This is a genomic window from Amnibacterium sp., assembly GCF_036559085.1.
Classification (GTDB): Bacteria; Actinomycetota; Actinomycetes; order Actinomycetales; family Microbacteriaceae; genus Amnibacterium.
On the sequence record NZ_DATBTU010000001.1, the window covers coordinates 1 to 3,139 of the forward strand.

At 72.5% G+C, this 3,139-nt stretch carries 2 protein-coding genes and 1 pseudogene; all 3 read right to left on the bottom strand.

From position 1 onward, the window contains the following. A pseudogene (locus tag VIG76_RS00005) lies at positions 1 to 346 on the bottom strand (diaminopimelate decarboxylase); the annotation flags it as partial. A gap of 73 nt (positions 347 to 419) precedes the next feature. After that, positions 420 to 1,214 (bottom strand): LmeA family phospholipid-binding protein, encoded by a 795-nt coding sequence (locus VIG76_RS00010; protein WP_331949714.1) that lies wholly within the window; start codon positions 1,212 to 1,214, stop codon positions 420 to 422. Positions 1,215 to 1,216: 2 nt separating this feature from the next. Beyond that, a complete protein-coding gene (argS, locus tag VIG76_RS00015; RefSeq protein ID WP_331949716.1) occupies positions 1,217 to 2,887 on the bottom strand; it encodes an arginine--tRNA ligase in 1,671 nt (556 codons plus the stop codon). Positions 2,888 to 3,139: the final 252 nt, after the last annotated feature.

The following is a 3,139-nucleotide window of genomic DNA, read 5'->3' on the forward strand; positions in this document are numbered from 1 at the left end:
CGCCGCCGGTGCAGACGTCGATGCGCAGCCCGGCGTCGAGCATCCACCGCACCACGTGGGCCGTGAGGAACGCCTTGCCCGCGTAGTAGGCGTGCGCGTGCACGCCGGCGGCGGCCGCGGCACCCTCGACTGCCGCACGGGCCTTCTCGGCGCGGACCTTCAGCGCGGTCTCGTCGACCACGTAGAGGGGCGTGCCGAACTCCGCCGCGAGGGCACGGGCATCCGCTCCCCCGATGCGGATCGCGCCGTCGGCGTCGCGGACGGTGCCGGCGGGCCAGACGGCCGGATCGAGGTCGAGCGGATCCGTGGTCAGACGCACCGACGCGAGGGGGTTCGGCTGGAGCACGACGGAGCCCTTTCACGGCGGACGGACACGGAAGCCTATCGAGGAGCGGGCGCCGCCCAGGCGATCCGCCGGGTCAGCAGGAGCCGGTCGCGCCCTGCTGCAGGCCACCGAGGTCGAGGTGGTCGGCGGTGAGGTTCAGCGTCGCCGAGCCCGACCGCACGTCGATCGCGTCGAGGTGCACCGTCGGCGGCAGGTACTTCGCCGCGCACACCGAGATGCCGTTCGGCAGCAGCGTCTTGATGAGGGTCGTGCCCGGCACGGAGATCACGCCGCTCTTCAGCGTGGCCTTCGTGGGTTCCAGGTGCACGTACTTGCCCTGCACGCTCGGCGCGAGCGTCACGTCGACGGTGATCGGCACCCCGAGCACGGTGCGCTGCACCGAGGTGGCGACGGTGCCGTCGCCGAGCTGCGGCGCCGTCGCCTGCGCCTGCTCGAGTGGCGCGAGGTTCTTCAGGGCCGCCTGGCTGATGGTCAGCGACCCGGTCGCGTGCTGCACGGTCCCGGATCCGTTCACCGGCAGGCCGTGCACCCGGATCTTCGCGCTCGCGTCACCCCCCTCGATCTTCAGGTCGTTCGAGGTGAGGAGCACGTCGTCGAACGAGCCGTGCAGGTACTGCTGGATCGCCGAGCCGCCCTCGATCTTCGAGTGCACCGTGCCGGTGACGCCCTTCGGCAGGCTCTGCTGCACGCTGTGGTCGATCCGCCCCTCGGCGTAGCCCCGGAAGATCCCGTCGCCGACGACGAGGGCGACGACCGCGAGCACCACGAGGACGAGCAGCACGATCAGGGCCGTCGTCCGCACCGGATGGCGCCGCTTGCGCGGCGCGCGCTGCACGGGCAGCGGAAGGGTGTCGGTGCGGTCCGACACGGCTACATCCGCTCCGGCGCACTCACCCCGAGGAGCCCGAGGCCGTTCTTCAGCACCTGGCTGACGGCCTCGTTGACGACTCGGCGGGTGCGGTGCACGGGGCCGATGTCCTCGCCCGCGGGCGGGATGATCCGGCAGGAGTCGTACCAGCGGTGGTAGTCGCCGGCGAGCTGCTCGAGGTAGCGGGCGACGCGGTGCGGCTCGCGCAGCTCGGCGGCCCGCTCGACCGTGCGCGGGAACTGCTCGAGCGTGCCGAGCAGCTCGGTCTCGGTCGGATGCGTGAGCAGCGACGGATCGAACGCATCCGCACCCTCGTGCTCCCGGGTGACGCCCGCCGCCTCCGCGTTCCGGTCGACGGACCGGGTGCGGGCGTGGGCGTACTGCACGTAGTAGACGGGGTTGTCGTTCGTGTGCTTCGCGACGAGGTCGAGGTCCACGTCGAGTGCGGAGTCGACGCTCGAGCGCACGAGCGTGTACCGCGCGGCGTCGACGCCGACGGCCTCGACGAGGTCCTCCATCGTGATGACCGTGCCGTTGCGCTTCGACATGCGCATCGGCACGCCGTCCTTGACGAGGTTGACCATCTGCCCGATGAGCACCTCGAGGTTCTCGTACGGGGTGTCGCCGAACGCGGCGGCCACGGCCATCAGGCGGCCGATGTAGCCGTGGTGGTCGGCGCCGAGCATGATCAGGCAGCGGTCGAAGCCCCGCTCGCGCTTGTTCAGGTAGTAGGCGATGTCGCCCGCGATGTACGCGGCCTCGCCGTTGCTCTTCAGCACGACGCGGTCGCGGTCGTCGCCGAACTCGGTGGTGCGCAGCCAGGTGGCGCCGTCGGCCTCGTAGATGTGGCCGAGGTCGCGGAGCCGCTGCACGGCGTGCTCGACGGCGTGCGACTCGTAGAGCGAGTTCTCGTGGAAGTAGACGTCGAAGTCGACCCCGAAGTCGTGCAGCGAGGCGCGGATCTCCCCGAACATCAGGTCGACGCCCTCGCGCCGGAACACCTCACGGGCCTCGTCGCGCGGCAGGGTGTCGACCTCCGGATGCGCGGCGGCGACCCGGGCGGCGATCTCGCCGATGTAGGCGCCCCCGTAGCCGTCCTCGGGCGTCGGCTCGCCGAGGTGCGCGGCGAGCAGGCTGCCGGAGAACCGGTCGATCTGGGCGCCGTGGTCGTTGAAGTAGTACTCGCGGGCGACCTCGGCGCCCTGGGCCGCGAGGATGCGGGCGAGGCTGTCGCCGACGGCGGCCCAGCGGGTGCCGCCGAGGTGCACTGGGCCGGTGGGGTTCGCGGAGACGAACTCCAGATTCATCCGCAGGCCGGTCAGCGCCGTGCCGCGGCCGAACGCCGCGCCCTCGGTGACGATGCGGCGGGCGAGGTCGCCGGCGGATGCCGCCTCGAGCGTGATGTTGATGAAGCCGGGGCCCGCGACGTCGACGGCGGCGACGCCGTCGAGCGCCTGCAGGCCTGCGGCGAGCTCGGCGGCGAGGTCGCGCGGCGCGACGCCGATCCGCTTGCCGACGCGCATCGCGACCGTGCTCGCCCAGTCGCCGTGCTCCCGGGTGCGCGGGCGCTCGAGCACGAGCTCGGCGTCCGTGAGGGAGACGTCGGCACCGCGGGCGGTGGCGGCGGAGGCGACGAGGTCGCGCAGGGCGACCTGCAGATCGGCCGGAGTCATGGCCATCGAGCCTACCGAAGCGGGAAGGGGCGCCCCGCCGGGCGGCTGACCGATGCTGTCCCGGCCCTTCGCTATCGTGCCAGCGCGGACGGAGGAAGGGACGGAATGCGGAGAGCACGGCCGATCGTCGTGGGTGCCCTGGCGCTCGGGATGACCCTCACCGTCGCCGGCTGCACCTCGAGCCCGGTCGGCAAGACCGTGACGACGGCACCGACGCGCGCGGCATCCGCCCCGGCAGCGCCGACGCCACAC